General features: G+C 69.7%; 14 protein-coding genes. 6 read left to right on the top strand and 8 right to left on the bottom strand.

Going from position 1 to position 18,752, the window contains the following annotated elements; all coding sequences use genetic code 11:
* Positions 1–25 precede the first annotated feature (25 nt).
* Together phhA and hppD are read right to left on the bottom strand one after the other, a co-directional pair.
* A complete protein-coding gene (phhA, locus tag ASC67_RS05400) occupies positions 26–913 on the bottom strand; it encodes a phenylalanine 4-monooxygenase (protein ID WP_056316147.1) in 888 nt (295 codons plus the stop codon).
* Between the two features lie 41 nt (positions 914–954).
* Entirely contained in the window at positions 955–2,067 is a 1,113-nt protein-coding gene (gene hppD, locus ASC67_RS05395) for a 4-hydroxyphenylpyruvate dioxygenase (RefSeq protein ID WP_056316144.1), read from the bottom strand.
* Between the two features lie 82 nt (positions 2,068–2,149).
* On the opposite strand from hppD, the gene ASC67_RS05390 reads away from it, so the two are divergent.
* On the top strand, positions 2,150–2,671 hold the full coding sequence (locus ASC67_RS05390) for an Lrp/AsnC family transcriptional regulator (RefSeq protein ID WP_056316141.1): 522 nt from the start codon (positions 2,150–2,152) through the stop codon (positions 2,669–2,671).
* Positions 2,672–2,682: 11 nt separating this feature from the next.
* Here the strand turns inward: ASC67_RS05390 and ASC67_RS05385 are convergent, their stop codons facing one another.
* From ASC67_RS05385 to ASC67_RS05370, 4 genes are all read right to left on the bottom strand, one after another.
* A complete protein-coding gene (locus tag ASC67_RS05385) occupies positions 2,683–4,371 on the bottom strand; it encodes an AMP-binding protein (RefSeq protein ID WP_056316138.1) in 1,689 nt (562 codons plus the stop codon).
* 13 nt (positions 4,372–4,384) lie between these two features.
* Positions 4,385–6,100, bottom strand: a complete 1,716-nt coding sequence (locus ASC67_RS05380) for an AMP-binding protein (protein WP_056316135.1) — start codon at positions 6,098–6,100, stop codon at positions 4,385–4,387.
* Between the two features lie 123 nt (positions 6,101–6,223).
* Positions 6,224–6,565: a cytochrome c gene (locus ASC67_RS05375; protein ID WP_162245604.1), complete on the bottom strand. Its 342-nt coding sequence runs from the start codon at positions 6,563–6,565 to the stop codon at positions 6,224–6,226.
* Between the two features lie 11 nt (positions 6,566–6,576).
* Entirely contained in the window at positions 6,577–8,265 is a 1,689-nt protein-coding gene (locus ASC67_RS05370) for a methanol/ethanol family PQQ-dependent dehydrogenase (RefSeq protein ID WP_056316131.1), read from the bottom strand.
* 210 nt (positions 8,266–8,475) lie between these two features.
* On the opposite strand from ASC67_RS05370, the gene ASC67_RS05365 reads away from it, so the two are divergent.
* The gene (locus tag ASC67_RS05365) at positions 8,476–9,687 is read left to right on the top strand and encodes a helix-turn-helix domain-containing protein (protein WP_056316128.1); all 1,212 of its coding nucleotides are present in this window, start codon (positions 8,476–8,478) and stop codon (positions 9,685–9,687) included.
* Here the strand turns inward: ASC67_RS05365 and ASC67_RS05360 are convergent.
* Complete coding sequence (locus tag ASC67_RS05360; RefSeq protein WP_056316126.1) at positions 9,684–10,763, bottom strand: substrate-binding domain-containing protein; 1,080 nt, start codon at positions 10,761–10,763, stop codon at positions 9,684–9,686. The two genes, ASC67_RS05365 and ASC67_RS05360, sit on opposite strands and share 4 nt — an antisense overlap.
* Positions 10,764–10,886: 123 nt before the next feature.
* Here ASC67_RS05360 and ASC67_RS05355 point away from each other — a divergent pair, with 123 nt between their 5' ends.
* The 4 genes from ASC67_RS05355 to ASC67_RS05340 all read left to right on the top strand — a co-directional run bounded on the left by ASC67_RS05355 (position 10,887) and on the right by ASC67_RS05340 (position 17,801).
* Positions 10,887–12,608, top strand: a complete 1,722-nt coding sequence (locus ASC67_RS05355; RefSeq protein ID WP_056316123.1) for an NADH-ubiquinone oxidoreductase-F iron-sulfur binding region domain-containing protein — start codon at positions 10,887–10,889, stop codon at positions 12,606–12,608.
* Complete coding sequence (gene fdhF, locus ASC67_RS05350) at positions 12,605–15,472, top strand: formate dehydrogenase subunit alpha (protein WP_056316117.1); 2,868 nt, start codon at positions 12,605–12,607, stop codon at positions 15,470–15,472. The genes ASC67_RS05355 and fdhF overlap by 4 nt, the downstream gene beginning before the upstream one ends.
* Positions 15,473–15,739: 267 nt before the next feature.
* Entirely contained in the window at positions 15,740–16,435 is a 696-nt protein-coding gene (locus tag ASC67_RS05345; RefSeq protein ID WP_056316114.1) for a hypothetical protein, read from the top strand.
* Between the two features lie 181 nt (positions 16,436–16,616).
* Positions 16,617–17,801 carry a methyl-accepting chemotaxis protein gene (locus ASC67_RS05340; protein ID WP_056316111.1) on the top strand — a complete coding sequence of 395 codons (1,185 nt, stop codon included), beginning with the start codon at positions 16,617–16,619 and terminating at the stop codon, positions 17,799–17,801.
* Between the two features lie 65 nt (positions 17,802–17,866).
* Here the strand turns inward: ASC67_RS05340 and ASC67_RS05335 are convergent, their stop codons facing one another.
* On the bottom strand, positions 17,867–18,712 hold the full coding sequence (locus tag ASC67_RS05335; RefSeq protein WP_056316107.1) for a fumarylacetoacetate hydrolase family protein: 846 nt from the start codon (positions 18,710–18,712) through the stop codon (positions 17,867–17,869).
* Between the last annotated feature and the right edge of the window lie 40 nt (positions 18,713–18,752).

Below are 18,752 nucleotides of genomic sequence, written 5' to 3'. Positions count from 1 at the left end.
GGGGAGCCCCAGGGACGTGACGGCTTCAGCCGGCGGGCGTGAAGCAGCGCTCGCCGTCCAGCACGACACCGGCTTCGACCAGCGGTTGCCGGCGCACGGCGGCGTAGACCGGCGTGAAGTCCGGCGCTGTGGCGTCGAACAGCTGCCGGAAGCTGTCGATCACGAAGTAGCCGGCCTGGTAGCTGTCGATCTTGTAGAGGGTGCGCATCAGCCGCTGCAGGTCGAAGGCGATGCGCTGCGGCTCGGGGGAGGTGACGGCGTGGCGCAGCTCGCCGGCGCTCGACAGGATGCCGGCACCGTAGGCGCGCAGGCCCTGCGGTGTGTCGATCAGCCCGAACTCCACCGTGTACCAGTACAGGCGCGCCAGCAACTCGCAGGCGTCGAGCCGGCTGGCCTTGAGCCCGCCGGCGCCATAGGCCTGCATGTAGTCGGCGAACACCGGGTTGAACAGCAGGGGCACGTGGCCGAACAGGTCGTGGAAGACATCGGGCTCGACGACGTAGTCGAACTCCTCGGGGGTGCGGATCCAGTCGGTGACCGGGAACTTCCGTTCGGCGAGCAGCGCGAAGAAGGCCTCCTCCGGGATCAGGCCGGGCACGCCGACGACCTGCCAGCCGGTGGCCTTCGACAGCCGCGCCGAGATGTCGGTGAATCGCGGAATGCGATCGGGAGCGCCGAGCTGCTCGACCGCATCGATGAACTCCTGGCAGGCCAGGCCCGGCAGCTGCCGCAGTTGGCGTGCGTAGAGACGGCGGTAGGTCTCGTGGTCGGCCTCGGTGTAGCGGGCCATGTCCTGCTCGCAGCTGTAGTCGGCCCGCGCGCGCGAGTAGTCGCCGCGCGGCGGCCGGTCGCCCTGGCCGTAGGTGACCGGCGCCACGCCCTTGTTCACGCCGTCATGGAAATCGTTCTTCATGGCGGTGCGGATTCTCTGCCGAGCGGGAGCCGCGTGGCGCGTCAGGCGCCCTGCGTCGCGGCTTCGCCGGCCAGCACGCCGCGGCGCATCTGGTCGAGCTCGATGCTCTCGAACAGCGCCTTGAAGTTGCCTTCGCCGAAGCCCTGGTCGCCCTTGCGCTGGATGAACTCGAAGAAGATCGGTCCGAGCTGGTTCTCGCTGAAGATCTGCAGCAGCAGCTCGCCGGCCTTGCCGTCGACCAGGATCCTGCGCGAACGCAGTGCGGCGAGGTCCTCGCCGTGGCCGGGGATGCGCCGGTCGACCAGCTCGTAGTAGGTGTCGGGCGTGTCGAGCAGCTTCACGCCCTGGGCGCGCAGCGCGTCGACGGTGGCCGGCAGGTCGCCCGAGCCGAGCGCGACGTGCTGGATGCCCTCGCCGTGGTAGCGGTCCAGGTACTCCTGGATCTGCCCCGGAGTCTCGTTGCCCTCTTCGTTGATCGGGATGCGGATCTTGCCGCAGGGACTGGTCATGGCCTTGCTCTTGACGCCGGTGACCTGGCCCTCGATGTCGAAGTAGCGGATCTCGCGGAAGTTGAACAGCCGCGCATAGAACTCGGCCCACTCGGCCATGCGGCCGCGGTGCACGTTGTGCGTGAGGTGGTCGATGTAGGTCAGGCCATGGCCGGCCGGCGTGAGCGTCGCGCCGGGCAGTGGCTCGAAATCGACGTCGAAGAAGCCGATGTTGCCGATGTCGCCCTCCTTGGCGCCGTTCTTGCCGCGCCAGCGGTCGACCAGGTAGATCAGCGAGTCACCCACGCCCTTGAGGGCGGGGATGTTCAGTTCGCCCGGGCCGGCGTGGCCGGCATAGCCCCAGGCGCCGAGCTTGACGGCCCGCTCGCTGGCGGCCTTGGCGTCGCGCACGCGGAAGGCGATGGCACTGATGCTGGGGCCGTGCAGGCGCGCGAAGCGCTGCGCGAACGAGTCGGGCTCGGCGTTGACGATGAAGTTGATCTCGCCCTGCCGGTACAGCGTGACCTGCTTGTGGCGGTGCTTGGCGATGGCGCGAAAGCCCATGCGCTCGAACAGCGCACCCATCGCGGCGGGGTCCGGCGCGGCGTATTCGATGAACTCGAACCCGTCGGTGCCCATCGGGTTGTCCCAAGGGGTGAATTGCATGCGCGGACCTCGCTGGCGTGGAGAAAGAACTGTCTCCACTGTATAGAGCATGCAGCGCAGGTTTACTGCAAATCACGCGCAAATGACCCACATCACGCATGATTCCTGCACAATCAATCTCGTGGAAGCCTCCATCGAGCTCGACGTGATCGACCGACGCATCCTGCGCGTGCTGCAGGCGAACGGCCGCGCCACCTACGACCAGCTGGCCGCCGAGGTGCAGCTGTCGGCCTCGGCCGCGCTGCGGCGCGTGAAGCGGCTGGAGGAAGCGGGCGTGATCGCGGGCTATGCGGCGGTGGTGCCGCCTGCGCGCGTGGGCCTGGGGCTCACGGCCTTCATCAGCGTGCGGCTCGAGAAGCACACCGAGACGCACAAGCGCAACCCGATGGACCTGTTCAAGGCCTCGGTGCAGGTGTGGCCCGAGGTGGTGGAGTGCGTGGCACTGACCGGCGAGACCGACTACCAGCTGTGCGTGGTGGTCGAGGACATGGGCCACTACTCCCGCTTCATCATGGACACGCTGCTGAAGCACCCGAGCGTGGAGGACTGCAAGACGAGCTTCGTGATGGAGAGCGTGAAGTCGGCGAGCGCGACGCCGGTGTGAGCCTCCGGCCTTCAGGCCGTCTTCACGTCGACCAGCCCCAGCACGTCCTTCATCTGCTCGCGCATCCTGAACTTCTGGATCTTCCCGGTCACGGTCATCGGGAAGGATTCGACGAAGTGGATGTGCCGCGGCACCTTGTGCCGCGCGATCTGGCCGTCGCAGAAGGCGCGCAGTTCGTCGGCGGTGAGCTGCTCGCCGGCCCGCACGATCACGCAGGCGCACAGCTCCTCGCCGTACTTCGGATCGGGCACGCCGATCACCTGCACGTCCTGCACCTTGGGGTGGCGGTAGAGGAACTCCTCGATCTCGCGCGGGTAGAGGTTCTCTCCGCCGCGGATCACCATGTCCTTCAGTCGGCCGACGATGTTGCAGTAGCCCTCGGCATCCAGCGTGGCGAGGTCGCCGGTGTGCATCCAGCCGGCCACATCGATGGCCTCGCGGGTCTTCGCCGCGTCGTCCCAGTAGCCCAGCATCACCGAGTAGCCGCGCGTGCACAGCTCGCCGGGCTCGCCGCGCGGCACGACACGGCCGGCCTCGTCGACGAGCTTGACTTCGCAGTGCGGCTGGATGCGGCCGACGGTGGACACGCGCCGCTCCAGCGGATCGTCGGTGGCGCTCTGGAAGCTGACCGGCGAGGTCTCGGTCATGCCGTAGGCGATGGTCACCTCGGCCATGTGCATCTTGTCGACCACGCGCCGCATCACCTCGATCGGGCAGGGGCTGCCGGCCATGATGCCGGTGCGCAGGCTGCTCAGGTCGTGGCGCGCGAAATCGGGGTGGTCGAGCTGCGCGATGAACATCGTCGGCACGCCGTACAGCGCGGTGCAGCGCTCCTCGGCCACCGCGGCGAGCGTGGCCGAGGCATCGAAGCCCTCGGCCGGGTAGACCATGGTCGCGCCATGCGTGAGCGCGCCGAGGTTGCCCATCACCATGCCGAAGCAGTGGTACAGCGGCACCGGGATGCACAGCCGGTCGCCGGGCACGAGGCGGATCGCCTCGCCGACGAAGTGGCCGTTGTTCAGGATGTTGTGGTGCGACAGCGTCGCGCCCTTCGGGTTGCCGGTAGTGCCCGAGGTGAACTGGATGTTGACCGCGTCGTCGAACTGCAGTGTCTCGCCGAGCCGGGCCAGGTCGACCAGGTCGTCGGTGCGCGGCGTGCGCAGCAGCGTGTCGAAGTTCAGCATGCCCGGTGTCGATTCGGTGCCGAGGCGGATGACGAACTCCAGGCCCGGCAGGCGCTTCGCGCGCAGCCGACCCGGCGCGCAGTGCGCGAGCTCGGGTGCCAGGTCGGCGAGCATCGCGAGGTAGTCGCTGCCCTTGAAGGCCGGCGCGGCGATCAGCGCGCGGCAGCCGACCTTGGTGAGGGCGTACTCCAGCTCGCTGCGCCGGTAGGCCGGATTGATGTTCACCAGCACCAGCCCGAGCTTGGCGGTGGCGAACTGAGTCAGCGTCCACTCGGCGTTGTTGGGCGACCAGATGCCGATGCGCTCGCCGGCCTTCAGGCCCAGGCGCATCAGGCCGCAGGCCAGCGCGTCGACGCGCTGGCGCAGCTGGCCGTAGGTGAGCCGCAGCTGCTGGTGCCGCACCACCAGGGCATCTCGCTCGGCATGGCGCTCGCAGGCAGCGTCGAAGTAGCGGCCGATCGTGTCGCCGATCAATGTCTGCGCCGAGGCGCCGTGCACATAGCTCGCGTTGCTCATGCGTGCCCCCGTCTCAGGCCTCGGCCCTCAGTTGCGGGAAGTCTTCCTCGAAGAACTCGCCCGCCACGCGCGTGCCGGCCGCGCGCCGCTCGACCTCCTGCGCGCGCAGTTGCACGCGCCGGATCTTCCCGGAGATGGTCTTGGGCAGCTCGGTGACGAACTCGATGCGCCGCACCCGCTTGTAGGGCGCGAGCTGCTTGCGCGCGAAGGCGAAGATCGCCTCGGCCAGCGCGCGGTCCGGCGTCTGGCCGGCGGTGAGGATCAGGTAGGCCTTGGGCACCGCGAGACGCAGCGGATCCGGGCTGGGCACCACCGCCACCTCGGCCACCGCCTCGTGCTCGATCAGCGCGCTCTCCAGCTCGAAGGGGCTGATGCGGTAGTCGGAGGCCTTGAACACGTCGTCGGCACGGCCGACGAAGGTGATGTAGCCCTCGGCATCGCGCGCCGCCACATCACCGGTGTGGTAGTAGCCGTCGCGCATCGCGTCGGCGGTCTTCTCGGCGCTGTCCTGGTAGCCGACCATCAGCCCGAGCGGCCGTTCGGACAGCACGATGCAGACCTCGCCCTCGTCGGCCTCCTTGCCGTCGGCGTCGATCAGCGCGATGCGGTAGCCCGGCAGTGGCCGGCCCATCGAACCGGGCTTGAGCGGCTGGCCCGGCGCATTGCCGATCTGCGCGGTGGTCTCGGTCTGGCCGTAGCCGTCGCGCACCGTCATGTCCCAGGCGGCGCGCACCTGCTCGATGATCTCGGGGTTGAGCGGCTCACCGGCGCCGATCAGTTCGCGCAGCGCGAGCCGGCCGCGGTAGGCCCCCAGGTCCTCCTGCACCATCATGCGCCACACCGTGGGCGGCGCGCACAGGCTGGAGACGCGGCAGCGCTCCAGCACAGCCAGCAGCCCGGCCGCGTTGAAGCGTGCGGTGTTGTAGATGAACACGCAGGCGCCGGCATTCCACGGCGCGAAGAAGCAGCTCCACGCATGCTTGGCCCAGCCGGGCGAGGAGATGTTGAGGTGCACGTCGCCCGGCCGCAGGCCGATCCAGTACATCGTCGACAGGTGCCCGACCGGGTAGCTCTGGTGGGTGTGCAGCACCAGCTTGGGCTTGGAGGTGGTGCCGGAGGTGAAGTACAGCAGCAGCGGGTCGGTGGCCTGCGTCGGGCCGTCGGGGGTGTAGTCGGACGACGCGCCGGCCGCGTCCTCGAAGCGCTGCCAGCCGGGCCGGGCCTCGCCGATGCTGATGCGGGTGTAGTCGCCCGGCAGCGGCGTGAACTTGTCGGTCTGTGCGCTGGCGGTCACCACGTGCCGCACGTCGCCGCGCTCCATGCGGTCGCGCAGGTCCTCGGTGGTCAGCAGCGCCGTGGCCGGGATCAGCACCGCGCCCAGCTTCATCGCCGCCAGCATGGTTTCCCACAGCGCGAGTTCGTTGCCGAGCATCAGCAGCACGCGGTGGCCGCGCCGCACGCCCAGGGCGCGCAGGTGGTTGGCCACCTGGGCCGAGCGCTGCGACAGCTCGCGGAACGAGCGCTTCACCTCGCTGCCGTCCTCGCCGACGATCCAGAGTGCCGGCGCGTCGGCGCGTGCCGGGTCGCGAGCGAGCGCGTCGAAGTGGTCCAGCGCCCAGTTGAACTCGCCGAGCTTCGGCCAGCGGAACTCGCGCGCCGCGGCGACCTGGTCGTCGCGCAGGCGCAGCAGCAGGTCACGAGCCTGGAGGAAGGGATCGGCGGACGTCATGGCGAACTCCTGGTCAGCGAACCGCAAGGATGCTAGGGGCCGCACCCGAGGCTGCGCCAGAGGGTGAAACCGAAGCGGGTCTACCCGGCCCGGCCGCGATACGGCCCCACCGCTTCGCCGCCTTCACGGCGGGCTGGCGGCAGCACTGACGAACAACCACAGCGAGGCCAGTTCGTCCGGCTGGAAGGTCGTGCCCCAGGCCGGCATGGCGCGCAGCCCCTGGGTGACCGAGCGCTCAAAGCGTTCGCGCTGGTCCTTCGGGAAGCTGCGCAGGTCGAAACTGGCGCCGTTGCTGACCATGTTCACGCCATGGCAACGCGCGCAGTAGCTGGTGTAGAGCGAGCGCCCCAGGGCGGCGCTCGCAGCCCCTTCCGGCGGCGCCTGCGCCGTCGCGACCGAGCACGGCAGCAGCGTTGCACACAGCGCCGCCGCCGCCATCAGTGCGGCCGCACGGGAACGGACCATCGGGGCCGGCATCAGTCGATCAACTTGAAGGTCCACACCGACGAGCCGGCCGGCACCTGGGCCAGCTTGGCATCGCCGCCGAGGAAGCCGTAGACCGTGGCCGCGCCGCTGGTGACGGTGACGTACTGCTGGCCCTTGAGCTCCCAGGTGATCGGCAGGCCGGAGATGCCCGAGCCGGTCTGGAACTGCCACAGCTTGGTGCCGGTGTCGGCATCGAAGGCCATGAACTCGCCGGTCTGCGCGCCGGTGAACACCAGCCCGCCGGCGGTCGACAGCACGCCGCTCCAGTACGGCGCCGCGGTCGGGCTTTCCCACAGCCGCTTGCCGGTCGCCGGATCCCAGGCGATCAGCGCGCCGCGCATGCCACCGTCCGGGTCGACCCACCCGCCGAGTTCGAGCCCCAGGTACCACGCGCCCTGACGGTAGGCCGGCGTGCCGTACTTGACCTTCATGCCGAAGTTGAGCGTGTTCAGGTAGACGCGCTTCTTCTGCGGGTCGAAGCTCATCGGCATCCAGTTCTTCGCGCCGAAGGCGCTGGGCCAGGTCTCGATGAAGTCCTTGCTCTCGACGTTGGCCCGCACCGACTTCGTCATCTCGGTGTCGATCGGCCGGCCGGTCTTCATGTCGATGCCGCTCGCCCAGTTGACCTTCTGCGCGAACTGCGTGGCCGACAGCAGCTTGCCGTTGCTGCGGTCGAGCACGTAGAAATAGCCGTTGCGGTTGGCCTGCATCAGCACCTTGCGGGCGGCGCCGTTCACCGGCAGTTCGCCCAGCACCAGCTCGTTGGTGGCGTCGTAGTCGTAGGGGTCGCCGGGCGAGGTCTGGTAGTGCCAGACGATCTTGCCGGTGGCCGGGTCGAGCGCGAGGATGGAGCAGATGTAGAGCGAATCCTTGCCGCGCCACGCCGGGTTCCACGGTCCGCCGTTGCCGGTGCCCCAGTAGACGAGGTTGAGGTCGGGGTCGTAGGTGCCGGTCAGCCAGGTGGGGGCGCCGCCCTTGTCGTGGCGGTCGGCGTTCCAGGTCTCCGAGCCGGGCTCGCCGGGTGCGGGCACGGTCCAGGTGCGCCACTTCTTCTCGCCGGTCTTCAGGTCCCAGCCGTCGAGGAAGCCGCGGGTGCCGTACTCGCCGCCGGAGATGCCGGTGATCAGCACGCCGCCGGCGACCAGCGGCGCGTGGGTCATGCTGTAGCCCTGCTTGTAGTCAGCGGCCTTCTGCTTCCACAGCGTCTTGCCGGTGGCCATGTCGATGGCCATCACGTGCGCGTCGATCGTGGTGCGGTAGAGCACGCCGTCGAGCGCCGCCATGCCGCGGCTCTGGATCCCGCAGCAGAGGTAGCCGTTCACGTCGGCCGGCAGGTCGATCGCCACCTTCCATTTCTGGCGGCCTGTCTCGGCATCGATCGCGACCGTGGCGTTGTGCGTCGACACGTACATCACGCCACCGATCAGCAGCGGCTGCGTCGAGGCGTTCGCGGAGTTGTCGAGGCTCAGGTTCCAGGCCGGCACCAGGCGTTTGATGGTGGTCTTGTTGATCTTGGCCAGCGCGGACCAGCGCTGCTGGCCCCAGCCCATGCCGTAGGTCGTCACGTCGCCGGGCGTGGCCGCGTCGCGCTTGAGGTCTTCGATCGTCTGCGCTAGCGCCAGCGGCGCCAGACATGCCAGAGCCAGGCCAAGCACAGCCCTCGCGAAATCCCGCTTCATCCTTCGTCTCCCCTTGCGACTGCCGAGCGACATGCTGCAGCCCCGGAATGCAGGACGAACGATAGGTTTTGCGTCATGGGGTGCCCAATCAAGTAGTTTCCCTAGGCGTTTTTTGTTCCAGCTTGGTACAGATTCACGGACCCCCCACGGAGTGCGTCCATGACCGCCAGAGCGCCAGCTGTTCGCCAACGACCGAGCCCCGAGACTCGGTTGCCGGCAGGCCCCTTCTTCGCCACCGCCGAGCAGCGCGTGGCGCTGGCGCGCGAGCGCTTCTTCGAGGAAGGCGTGCGCCCTTCGGGCCTGGTGCCCGAGTTGGTGATCCAGTCGTGGACGCGCTGCGTGAGCGCCCGCCGCCGGCCGAACGAGCAAGTCTCCTTCGCGCCGATCACGAAGTCGCGCGTGGCGAGCGCCCTGGCGCGCAACCGCCAGTTGCTCGATGCGGCGAAGGACGAGCTGTCGCAGCTCGACGCGGCGCTGGCCGGCACCGCCTGCAAGGCGCTGCTGACCAGCCACGACGGCGTGATCGTGCATGCGACGCCCACCGCCATCGGCGAGGGCCGGCTGATGCCCGGCCTGGCGCGCATCGGCAACGACCTCGCCGAGTCCAACGTCGGCACCGGCGCGCCCGGCGTGTCGGCGCGCACCGGCGAGGTCAGCGTGGTGAGCGGCGCCGAGCACTTCTTCAGCGGTTTCAGCGTGATGTACTGCGCCGCGGCGCCGATCCGCGACACCCGCGGCGAGATCGCCGGCGTGCTCGACCTGTCGTGCGAGGTGGAGCAGTTCCGCTTCGACGCGGCGGCGATGGTGCGGCTCTATGCGACGACGATCGAGAACCGCCTGCTGCGGGCTCAGTCACGCGAGCACCTGCTGCTGCGCTTCCAGTCGAGCCCGGGGCTGCTGCACACGCCGCTCGAGGGCCTGGCCGCGATCGACGGCACGGGCCGCGTGTGCTGGGTCAACGGCGCGGGCACGCGGCTGCTGGCCGGCGCTCGTACGGGCGGGCAGTCGCCGACGGTCGAGCAGACCTTCGGCATCGACCTCGAGAGCCTGCTGGCGCTGGCCCACAGCGCGCGCGCACAGGCCCACCGCGTTCCGGGCGGCCTGGGCATGTGGCTCGAGGCGCAGCCGCCCGAGAAGGACGGCCACCGCAGCGCCACGGCCCTGTCGTTCGCGGACCCGGTGGTTGCGGACGACGCCCCCGAGATCGAGGCCGCAGCGGCTGTCGCACCGGCACCGGGTGCCGCCGCGGACGATGAACGCATGGGGGCCGAGGCGTTGACGCTGATCGACTCCCATCGCCGCATGATCGACAGCACCCTGCTCGAGTGCGGCGGCAACGTGTCGCGCGCCGCGCGCCAGCTCGGCGTGTCGCGCGGCCTGATCTACCGGCGCCTGCGCGAACGGCGTTCCGAAGACGCTTAGCGGTCGAACGCCTCGGTCACGCTCAGCACCCGACCGGTCTCGCCGGCCTCGTAGCCGACCAGCGAGGACACCGAGGAGCGGTAGACGGGCGATTGCATCAGGTCGAGCACGGTGCGCATGGCCGGCCGCGTCAGCGAGGCGGTCGGCAGCGCGAAGAAGTAGCGCTCGCGCACCAGCGGAATGAAGGGCAGGCCGAAGCGCTGCGCCGCGGTCTGCACGCCGATGCCGACGTCGGCCATGCCGCTGGCGATGTAGGCGGCCACCGCCGCGTGCGTGAACTCGGTGCTCTCGTAGCCGCTGATCTCGGCCGGCACCACGCCGGCCTGGTTCAGCAGCAATTCGGTCAGCATGCGCGTGCCCGAACCCTCAGGCCGGTTGACGAAGCGCACGCCCGGGCGCTGCAGGTCGGCCAGCGTGCGGATGCGCTTGGGGTTGCCCGGAGCGACGAACAGCCCTTGAGTGCGCACCGCCAGATGCACGAGGCTGTGGGTCTGTGGCTTCAGCCACTTCATGTAGCGCTTGACCGCCGGCGCCTCGAATTCGCCGATCGGCACGTGGAAGCCGGCCAGGTCGCACTCGCCGCGCGCCAGTGCCGACACCGACTCGAAGCTGTTGCGGTAGCGCAGTTCGACCGACAGCGACGCGGCCTCGAGTTTCTCCACCAGGGCCGCCACCGCGAAACCGTGGCTGGCATGCAATCGAAGCGCCGCCGAGCCATCGGTGCGTTGCGGCAGCGTGCGGCCGAGTTCGTTCTCCAACTCGGACGCCAGCGACGACAGCAGCGGCGACAGCCGGGCGGCGATGCGACGATCGGCCCAGATCAGCTTCTCGGCCAGCGGCGTCAGCGTGGAGCCGCGGCCCCGACCGGCATTGACCAGCGGGTAGCCGAACAACTCCTCGGCGCGCTTCACCTGCCCCCAGGCATGGCGATAGGACAGACCGACGCTGCGCGCCGCCTGGGCGATCGCGCCGGTCTCCTGGATCGCAGCCAGCAGGGTCAGTAGCGCCGTGGTGTCGACGAGGTGATCGACGTCCTGGGCAACGCCCCAGTGAGGGGTGATCTGGATCCGCATGATTAGGCGGCCTTGTGCATATCAGAGTGAAGGGTTCCCGCTATCGTCCCGGGACGAGACAGCGTCCGAGCATATGCTCATTGAAACATAAGCAAACGGCGCCGATACCCAAGGAATTCCCGAGCTATGAATGCGCCCGTGATCCCGATCCAGGTCCTGCGCGACCCGGCCGTCAAACCGCGCCGGTCGTCGGGCGACCGCCAGGTCGATCCCCAGGCCTTGAGTGCCGTGCAGGCCCTGCTGGCGGCACCGCCGCAGACGCCGCTGCGGCGCGATCTGCTGATCGAGCACCTGCACACGCTGAACGATCATTTCGGCCAGTTGCGCACCGATCACCTGGCTGCGCTGGCGCAGTTGCTGAGGCTGTCGCAGGCCGAAGTTTATGAAGTGGCGAGCTTTTATCACCACTTCGAAGTTTCGCAGCCGAAGGCGGACGGCAGCTACGACCAGCCCGCGCCGCTGACCGTTCGCGTCTGCGACGGCATCGCCTGCGAGCTGGCCGGCGCCCGGGATCTGCTGACCCGCCTGCCCGCGTTGCTGGGGACCGAGGTGCGCGTGATCGCCGCCCCGTGCATCGGCCGCTGCGAGCAGGCCCCGGCGGCCGTCGTGCACCAGTGCCCGGTGCCGAACGCGACACCCGAGGCCGTGCAGGCTGCGGTGATCGCCGGCCGCACGAAGCACGAACCGGCGCCGTACACCACGCTCGCGTCCTATCACGACGCTGGCGGCTACCGCACGCTGCGGCAGTGCCTGAGCGGCGAACGGCCGCTGGAGACGGTGCTGGCGACGATGGAAGCGTCGGGCCTGCGCGGGCTCGGCGGCGCCGGCTTCCCGGCCGGGCGCAAGTGGCGCATCGTTCGCGGGCAGACGGCGCCGCGCCTGATGGCGGTGAACATCGACGAAGGCGAGCCGGGCACCTTCAAGGACCGCCACTACCTCGAGCGCGATCCGCACCGCTTCCTCGAAGGCCTGCTGATCGCCGCCTGGGCGGTCGGCGTCGACGCGGTCTACATCTACCTGCGCGACGAATACCACGGCTGTCGCGCGATCCTCGAGCGCGAGCTGGCGGCGCTGCGCGCCGATCCGCCGATGCGCGACATGCCGGCGATCGAGCTGCGCCGCGGCGCCGGCGCCTACATCTGCGGCGAGGAGTCCGCGATGATCGAGTCAATCGAAGGCAAGCGCGGCATGCCGCGCTTGCGCCCGCCCTACGTGGCGCAGGTCGGCCTGTTCGGCCGTCCGACGCTCGAACACAACTTCGAGACGCTGTACTGGGTGCGCGACATCCTCGAGAAGGGCGGTGACTGGTTCGCCGGCCATGGCCGCCACGAGCGCAAGGGGCTGCGCTCGTTCTCGGTGAGCGGACGCGTGAAGACGCCCGGCGTGCACCTCGCGCCGGCCGGCATCACGCTGCGCGAGCTGGTCGACGAGTACTGCGGCGGCATGTTGGACGGCCACCGGCTGCACGCCTACCTGCCGGGCGGCGCCTCCGGCGGCATCCTGCCCGAGCGCCTGGCCGACGTGCCGCTGGACTTCGACACGCTGCAGCCGCACGGCTGCTTCATCGGCTCGGCGGCGGTGGTGGTGCTGTCGGACCAGGATCGCGTGACGGACGTGGCGCGCAACCTGATGCGCTTCTTCGAGCACGAGAGCTGTGGCCAGTGCACCCCCTGCCGTTCGGGCACCGCCAAGGTCAACGAACTGATCGCCGGCGACCGCTGGGACCTGCCGCTGCTCGCCGAGCTGTCGCAGGTGATGCGCGACGCGTCCATCTGCGGCCTGGGCCAGGCGGCGCCGAACCCGGTGGACTGCGTGATCAAGTACTTTCCGGAAGAGCTGACGGCATGAACGCACCGCTGACCTCGAAGCTGCTCGCGCCACAGGCCGCGCAGGTGGAGTTCTCGCTCGACGGCCGCACGGTCACCGCCGACGCCGACGAGACGATCTGGACCGTCGCGAAGCGCGAGGGCACGACCATCCCCCACCTGTGCCACAAGGAGGGCCTGACGCCGGCCGGCAACTGCCGCGCCTGCGTGGTGGAGGTCGAGGGCGAACGGGCGCTGGCCGCCTCATGCTGCCGCAACGTCGCCGCCGGCATGAAGGTGCAGACGCAGAGCCCGCGCGCCGCGTCGGCCCGCAAGATGGTGGTCGAGCTGCTGGTCAGTGACGCCGGCGCCACCACCGACACCTACACGAAGGCCTCGGAGCTCAGCCAATGGGCCGAACAGCTGGCCGTGCCACGCGGGCGCCTGCCGCAGCGCGACGCGCCGCATTACGCCGTGGCCGACCCCTCTCACCCGGCGATCGCGGTGAACCTGGACGCCTGCATCCAGTGCACGCGCTGCCTGCGCGCCTGCCGCGACGAGCAGGGCAACGACGTGATCGGCCTGGCCTTCCGCGGCGCGCATGCGCAGATCACCTTCGATGCCGGTGCGACGCTCGGCGAGTCGAGCTGCGTGGCCTGCGGCGAATGCGTGCAGGCCTGCCCGACGGGCGCACTGATGCCGGCCCGCGGCGCCGGGCTGCTGGAAGTGACGAAGCAGGTGGACTCGGTCTGCCCCTACTGCGGCGTGGGCTGCCAGCTCACCTGGAACGTCGGTCCGAACGAACAGGGTGAAGAACGCATCCACTTCGTCACCGGCCGCGACGGTCCGGCCAATCACGGGCGGCTGTGCGTGAAGGGCCGCTACGGCTTCGACTACATCCACAGCCCGCGCCGCCTGACCACGCCGCTGATCCGGCGCGAGGGCGTGGCCAAGGACCCGGCCGACATCGAGCACATCAAGCAGGGCCAGAAGAAGGTGACCGACATCTTCCGCACGGCGACCTGGGCCGAGGCGATGGAACTCGCGGCGGGCGGCCTGGCGCGGCTGCGCGACGAGGCGCTGGCAGCCGGCCTGCGCGGCAACGACATCCCGCTCGCCGGCTTCGGCTCGGCCAAGGGCAGCAACGAGGAAGCCTACCTGTTCCAGAAGCTGGTACGGCAGGGCTTCCGCACCAACAACGTCGACCACTGCACGCGGCTGTGCCATGCCAGCTCGGTAGCGGCGCTGCTGGAAGGCATCGGCTCGGGGGCCGTCAGCAACCCGGTCGAGGATGTCGCGCAGGCCGACCTGATCTTCCTGATCGGCGCGAACCCCACGGTCAACCACCCGGTCGCGGCGAGCTGGATCAAGAACGCGGTCGACCGCGGCACCCGGCTGGTGATCTGCGACCCGCGCCAGACCGCACTGACGCGCCGCGCCGCCTGGCACCTGCAGTTCCGTCCCGACACCGACGTCGCGCTGCTCAACGGGCTGCTGCACGTGATCATCGCGGAAGGCCTGGTCGACGAGGCCTTCGTCGCGGCGCGCGTCAACGGCTACGAGGCACTGAGGGCCTCGGTGGCCGAGGCGACGCCCGAACGCATGAGCGAGATCTGCGGCATCGATGCGCAGACGATCCGCGACGTGGCGCGCGCCTACGCCACCAGCAAGGGCTCGATGATTCTCTGGGGCATGGGCGTGAGCCAGCACGTGCACGGCACCGACAACGCGCGCGGGCTGATCGCGCTGGCGATGCTGACCGGCCAGATCGGACGTGTCGGCACCGGCCTGCATCCGCTGCGCGGCCAGAACAACGTGCAGGGCGCCAGCGACGCCGGACTGATCCCGATGATGCTGCCCAACTACCAGCGCGTCATCAACCCGACTGTGCGCGAAGCCTTCGAGCGCCTGTGGGCGACACCCGAGCCGCTGGACGCGACGCCCGGCCTGACCGTCGTCGAGATCATGCACGCGGCCAGCGAAGGCCGCATCCGCGGCATCTACGTCGAAGGCGAGAACCCGGCGATGTCGGACCCCGACCTCGGCCATGCGCGCAAGGCGCTGGCAGGCCTGGAGCACCTGGTGGTGCAGGACATCTTTCTCACCGAGACCGCGATGCTGGCCGACGTGGTGCTGCCGGCCTCGGCCCATGCCGAGAAGTGGGGCAGCTACACCAACACCGACCGCCTGATCCAGATCGGCCGCCCCGCGCTCGATCCGCCCGAGCTCGCGATGCAGGACCTGTGGATCATCGAGCGCATCGGCCGGCGCATGGGCCTGGCGTGGAACTACTGGCGCGACGAGGACGGCGGCGGCAAGTGCGCTTCGCAGGCGGCGGTGGCGCGCGTCTACGAGGAGATGCGCGTCAGCATGCCGCCGCTGGCCGGCGTGCCCTGGAGCCGCCTGGTCAAGGCCGACGCGGTAATGACGCCGGCGGCGAGCGAGGACGACCCCGGCGCGGCGGTCGTCTTCATCGACCGTTTCCCGACGGCCGACGGCCGCGCGACCGTGGTGCCGACCAGCTTCCGCCCCGGCGCCGAGCAGGTCGACGCCGAATACCCCTACGTGCTGACCACCGGCCGCGTGCTCGAGCACTGGCACACCGGCGCGATGACACGGCACGCCAGCATGCTCGATGCCATCGCCCCCGAGGCACTGGTGTCGCTGCACCCGGCGGATGCGCTGACGGTCGGCGTGCGCGACGGCCAGGCGGTGCTGATGTCGACGCGGCACGGGGCGGTGCAGGCACGCGTGCGCGTCAGCACCGAGGTGCAGCCCGGCCAGGTGTTCCTGCCGTTCGCGTTCTGGGAGGCGGCGGCGAACAAGCTGACCGGCGACGCACTGGATGCCGTCGCGAAGATCCCGGGCTTCAAGGTCACCGCGGCCAAGCTCAGCGCGATCGCCTGAGCGGCGCTCCTGCGCTGCGGTGGCGACTCGCCACGGCAGCCGATCGGCCGCGCCTCGCAGTCGGTCGGCGCTCGCCGTCGGCACGCGCCATCGTCCTACGCCAAGCGCCTGCAGCGTCCGACGGAACGCGCGCGGGCGGGGTGCGACATTGGCCCCGTCGTTGGGACCTTTCGTCGATCACCCCCTCAGGCGCGTGCCATGCCAACCCCCTCAAGCCAGTGCTCGGAGGCCGTGCGGCAACCCGCAAGGCCGCAGCCGAGGCGTACGATGTTTTTCATGGACGGGGTGGCGCGCGGAACCTGTTTCGAACGCACCCGCCGAGTCGCTGCAGCGGTGCTGCTGGCACCGCTCCTCGCAGCAGCCCAGGCGGTGGAGAGCCCCTGGCATGCCGAAGTCCCGGCCCCGAACGGCGAGCGGCGAGACCGCGAGGAGGTCATGGCCCTGTCGGACGACACCCGCCCTGACCGGATCCGCTACACCGCCAGCGTCGAGGTACGGCAAGAGCCGGTGCTCGACCGTCAGGCGCTGACCCGGCTGGGCGCCACCGAACTCGGGGGCCGCGTCGAGACCTCGAGCATCGGCTACCGCTGGTGGGCATCGAGCGGCAGAGTGGCACTGGGGCTGGGGGTCGGTACCGTCACGCACAGTGTGGTGGCGCCCGCGATCGGCACCGAGCCGGAGCGGCTGACCGGACAGACCGGCGGGCCGGCTGTCACCGTCGGCTGGCGGCTCCAGTTGTCGGATCGGTCGACGATCTACGCCGACACGTCGGCGTCCCAGGGCCTGGGCGAGAACCCCGCCGCGGCCTACTACACCACCCGCGGCGGCGTCGAATGGAAGACACGCAAGTCGCGTCTCGGTTTCGACCGGGGCAGCGTGGCGATGCAGCTCGACTCCGGGTACAGGCTGTCGCTGCGCACTCGCCGCGGCGGCGTGGCGCTGGTGCTACGCGGCAGCTTCTGAGCCCGTACGGGGCCACCGCCCCGTGAAAACCCTGGCAATTCCACCGTTCATCTCCGCTTCAGTCCCACCCGCCCGGGTCGATATTCCCCGGAGACCCCAAGGATGCCGGCTTGCCGTGTGCACACCGGCCCGGACCCGGGATTCGTGAGGCCACGGACCCGAAGAAGCGGAGACCTTCACGATGAACTTGCTGAACTACCGACTGACCACCCGCATTGCCGCGGGCTTCACCATCATGGTGGTGCTGACACTCGCGCTCGGCGCCCTCAGCGTCTGGAACGTGCGCTCGGCCACCGGCGAGGCGCATGCCCTGCTGGCCACCGTGACCGATCCGGCCGTGTCGGCCAAGCTGGGCGACCTGGAGAAGAGTGCGCAGCGCACGCTGTGGATGATCGCCAGCCTGGTGCTGGCGACCGCGGTGTTCGGTGCCTGGCTGGGTTGGGCGATCCGCCAGAGCGTGCGGGGGCCCGTGGAGGACGTGGTGGCGTCGGTGTCGCGCATCGCGGCCGGTGACCTGGCGACGAAGATCTCGTCCAGCGGCCGCGACGAGATCGCGTGGCTGAACCACGAACTCAACCAGATGCGCAAGAAGCTGCAGAGCACGATCGCCCAGGTGCGCGAATCGGCCGAGCAGGTGTCGGTGGCGTCCAACGAGATCGCCTCGGGCAACACCGACCTAAGCACCCGCACCGAGAACCAGGCCAGCGGCCTGCAGCAGACCGCCAGTTCGATGGAGCAGCTCACGTCGACCGTGCGCCAGAACGCCGACAACGCCCAGCAGGCCAACCAGCTGGTGGTCAGCGCCAGCGACGTGGCCAGCCGCGGCGGCGAGGTGATGACGCAGGTGGTCTCCACCATGAACGCCATCAACAGCAGCGCCCGCAAGATCGCCGACATCATCGGCGTGATCGACGGCATCGCCTTCCAGACCAATATCCTGGCGCTCAACGCCGCGGTGGAGGCGGCGCGCGCCGGCGAGCAGGGCCGCGGCTTCGCGGTCGTGGCTGGCGAAGTACGCAACCTCGCGCAGCGCAGCGCCGCCGCCGCCAAGGAGATCAAGACGCTGATCGGCGACTCGGTCGACAAGGTGGAAACAGGCACGCGACTGGTCGACCAGGCCGGCACGACGATGGACGAGATCCTCGCCAGCGTGCGCCAGGTGACGCACATCATGAGCGAGATCAGCGTCGCCAGCCGCGAACAGAGCGCCGGCATCGAGCAGGTCAACCGCTCGATCGAGCAGATGGACAGCTCGACCCAGCAGAACGCCGCGCTGGTGGAACAGGCCGCCGCCGCGTCGCACTCACTGCGCGATCAGTCGCACAAGCTGACCGAGGCGGTGAAGGTGTTCAAGCTGGCCGCCTGAGCCCTTTCCCTACACCGAACGGGGCGCCTCCGGGCGCCCTTCTTCCTTTATCGTCCGGCGCCGCGTCAGCCGGCGACGACCACCTGGCGCTGCGCGCCCAGGCCCTCGATGCCCAGGCTCACCACGTCGCCGACCTTCAGGAACTGCGGCTCCGGCTTCATGCCCATGCCCACGCCGGGCGGCGTGCCGGTGGCGATCACGTCGCCCGGCAGCAGCGTCATGCACTGGCTGACGTAGCTGATGATCCGGGCCACGGTGAACACCATCGTCGCGGTGTTGCCGCGCTGGCGTGACGCGCCGTTGACGTCCAGCCACATCGACAGCGCCTGCGGGTCGGGCACCTCGTCGCGCGTGACCAGCCAGGGGCCGATCGGACCGAAGCTGTCGAAGCCCTTGCCCTTGTCCCAGGTGCCGCCGCGCTCGGCCTGCCAGTGGCGCTCGCTCACGTCGTTGACGACGCAGTAGCCGGCCACGTGGTCCAGCGCCTCGGCCTCCGACACGCGCTTGGCGGTCTTGCCGATCACGACGCCCAGTTCGACCTCCCAGTCGGTCTTCAGCGAGCCCGGCGGCAGTTCGATCGGGTCGCTCGGGCCGGTGATGCAGGTGGTCGCCTTCATGAAGACGATCGGCTCGGTCGGCACGCGCATGCCCGCCTCGGCCGCATGGTCGCTGTAGTTGAGGCCGATCGCGACCAGCTTGCTGATACCGGTGAACGGCACGCCCAGGCGCGGCGTGCCGCGCACGCGCGGCAGGCTTTCGGGCTTGATCTGGCGCAAGCGCTTCAGACCGGCCAGGCCGAGACTCGGCAGGTCGAGGTGCGGCGTCACGCCGGACAGGTCGCGCAACACGCCGTCGGAATCCACCAGACCCGGTTTCTCGCGCCCCGGCATACCGTAACGGATCAGTTTCATTGGCAAGGATGATGCGGCGTTGCCGCATTCTGGGTAAATT

This window comes from Methylibium sp. Root1272 (assembly GCF_001425905.1).
Taxonomy (GTDB): Bacteria; Pseudomonadota; Gammaproteobacteria; order Burkholderiales; family Burkholderiaceae_C; genus Methylibium.
This window is presented reverse-complemented; position numbering and strand designations above follow the sequence as displayed.